The 2,626-nt window shown below is 55.9% G+C and carries 4 protein-coding genes; all 4 read right to left on the bottom strand.

All coding sequences use genetic code 11. The features are described 5' to 3' along the window. The coding region (locus HQL65_20550) for a hypothetical protein (protein MBF0138625.1) at positions 1 to 312 on the bottom strand (312 nt) is incomplete at its 3' end. Between the two features lie 128 nt (positions 313 to 440). Beyond that, complete coding sequence (locus HQL65_20545; GenBank protein MBF0138624.1) at positions 441 to 668, bottom strand: ribbon-helix-helix protein, CopG family; 228 nt, start codon at positions 666 to 668, stop codon at positions 441 to 443. A gap of 110 nt (positions 669 to 778) precedes the next feature. After that, positions 779 to 2,056 (bottom strand): Y-family DNA polymerase, encoded by a 1,278-nt coding sequence (locus HQL65_20540; GenBank protein MBF0138623.1) that lies wholly within the window; start codon positions 2,054 to 2,056, stop codon positions 779 to 781. A 3-nt stretch (positions 2,057 to 2,059) separates the two neighbouring features. Beyond that, the gene (gene umuD, locus HQL65_20535) at positions 2,060 to 2,488 is read right to left on the bottom strand and encodes a translesion error-prone DNA polymerase V autoproteolytic subunit (protein MBF0138622.1); all 429 of its coding nucleotides are present in this window, start codon (positions 2,486 to 2,488) and stop codon (positions 2,060 to 2,062) included. Between the last annotated feature and the right edge of the window lie 138 nt (positions 2,489 to 2,626).

Raw genomic sequence — 2,626 nt, 5'->3', positions numbered from 1 at the left:
CACATAAAGAAGCAACAAAGGGGCCAGGGTGGTTGGCAAGGTATTGAAAAACCTTAAATTACCGAAAGAAACGCTGCCCAGCACAAAACCATGCGCCGTCTGCCTTGGCCAAAGAGAGAGCCTGCCCGGTCTGGCCAGAAGAAGCCATCCAACCAGATAATGCGCCAACTCGTGCAGGACAGTGCCAAAAAAATTGACAAAACCAATCAAAAAACGGTTGCCAGATGAGGCATGGCGCAAACGCGCCAAGAGCAAAACCAGAATGATGATGACAAACCGATGGTTGGCCAAAAGATAATCCTGAAACTGCATGTCATCCCACCTTGTTTCGCACCTGTCAGGTTTTTAGAAAGTTATTATTTTACCTTTGCGTTCAAAGATTACGATAGACTTCACGACGATTTCCGATCCGTACCACAAGAATGCACACAGTGAAATCCTCAATGCTGCTGATGATTATAGCGTTTCATGACCTCTTCGAGCGAAACGGCCTGGGTTTTCCCGGCACGGAGGTCGAGCAAACGCTGTTCGGCAAGGTATATATCTTCAAGATCATCCAGGTACTCAAGAATGGCTTCACGAGCATAAAAAGTTTTGGTTCGGCCCGTGGCCCGTGCCAAGGCATCAAGGCGCTTTTCCACTTCGGCGGGCAGTCTGATGGCCAGCATGATTGTCTCCTTTATCCAGTGCTATACTTGTATAGCACGCCAAACAAGCGCATGCCAGCGATAACTGGTATGCCGTGCCACGAATCAGGAGCCAATGATTAAAAAAAAAATCATGCGTTGGCAATAGGCAGTTCATCCAGACATGTCGTGTACCGTGGCGAACGCCGATTGGCGCGTGCCCGCCAACGTTGTTCAAGACCTTCACCCAACACATGGAGCGTTCCTCGTCCCATCCGCCGGTTGACGGCATCCATGATCTCCATAAGGGCACGCGAACGGGTCTGCTCCGCCCTGGATTCGAACAGAGTGCCCGTTGTCTGGCGTCTCTCCTGCAATTCCATGAGCATGACGCCGGCCTTGTGGTAGGCAAACCCGGACCGGAACAGTCGCGTCACACCCCGCCGCGCCACCCGGGCCAGACAAAGGGTATCATCCGTGGCAGGATGCAGGGGAAGAGTCAGATGACCACTGTATTGCGGATCCTGAACCCGGAATGGATTGGTGTGCATGAAAACCCCCAAGGCACCGGCCACAGACCCCTGCCGACGCAGCTTTTCCCCGGCCAGCGCAGCGTGCATGGTCACCGCCTCCAACAAGTCATCCCGCTCCAGAACCCGCATGCCAAAAGAGCGCGAAGAGACAATCTGCCGGCGAGGCGGGGTCACCTCCGCCAATTGCAGACAGGCCTGGCCGTTCAACTCGGCAATCATGCGCTTGTGCAGGATGGAAAACCCCTTGCGCAGGGTCTCCGGGCGGGTGCGCTGCAAATCCAGGACGCTGCGAATACCAAGAAAAGCCAGCTTTTCGGCGGTACGCGGCCCCACCCCCCACACCTCGGCCACGTCGATACCGCCGAGCAGACGGGTCTGCTCCGAAGCAGAAAAACAAGAAAAATCAAATACACCACCATAATGCGGATTTTTTTTGGCCACATGATTGGCCAGCTTGGCCAGGGTTTTCGTGCTGCCAATGCCAACACAGACCGGCAGACCCAACAGCCGGTGCAGGGTGGTCCGCATGGTTTGACCATGCCGCGTTGCCTCGCCCGGCACCCCTTGCAGATCCAGAAAACATTCATCAATGGAGTAGACCTCCTGGCGTGGGGCCAGGCCGGCCAAAATGGTCATCACCCGGTTCGACATGTCGGCATAGAGGGTATAATTACTGGAGAGGGCCATGATGTTGTGCTGCCGGGCCAAGTCCTGCAATTGATACCAGGGTTTGCCCATGGGAACCCGCAAGGCCTTGACTTCCGGCGACCGGGCCACGACGCAGCCGTCGTTGTTGGACAGCACGACCACGGGACGCCCCTCCAGGGTGGGATCAAACACCCGTTCGCAAGAGACGTAAAAATTATTGCAGTCAACCAGGGCCAGACGGGCAGACATGGGTCAAACCCGGTGAATGGCCCAACGCACCACCCCCCAAATGACCAGCTCCTGTTCAGGTCCGACCAGAATATCGGCGCTGCCGGGATTGGCGGCCTGCAACAACACCCCTTTCGGATGGCGTTGCCAGCGTTTGACCGTAAAAGCCCCGTCCAGGACGGCAATCACCACACTCCCCTCAACCGGTTCCAGGGAACGATCCACCACGAGCAGATCGCCGTCGTGAATTCCGGCCCGGGTCATCGAATTGCCGCGCACCCGCATGAAAAAAGTGGCCTCGCGATGGCTCACCAGATGTTCATTCAAATCGATGCGATCTTCCACGGCATGTTCCGCCGGTGAGGGAAATCCGGCCGGAACCACGCCGGCCAGCAAGGGTTGGGGTCCGGCAGGCAGGCCCCAAGCCGAGGGTTTCCCCTGCATCCAGACCATGCCGCGTTTTGTCGTGACCGGATTCTTGCCAGGTACCGTCGCCAAACTCTCCATGGTGTGTCTCCCTGAGAGGCTGTCTAATAACTTGTTAATTTCAAAAAAAAAAAAAACGAATGAAAAACTGAGATGGGGGTCCAG

Source organism: Magnetococcales bacterium (assembly GCA_015228935.1).
Taxonomy (GTDB): domain Bacteria; phylum Pseudomonadota; class Magnetococcia; order Magnetococcales; family DC0425bin3; genus HA3dbin3.
Note: the sequence above shows the minus strand (reverse complement) of the source record. Positions and strands in the feature narration are given on the sequence as shown.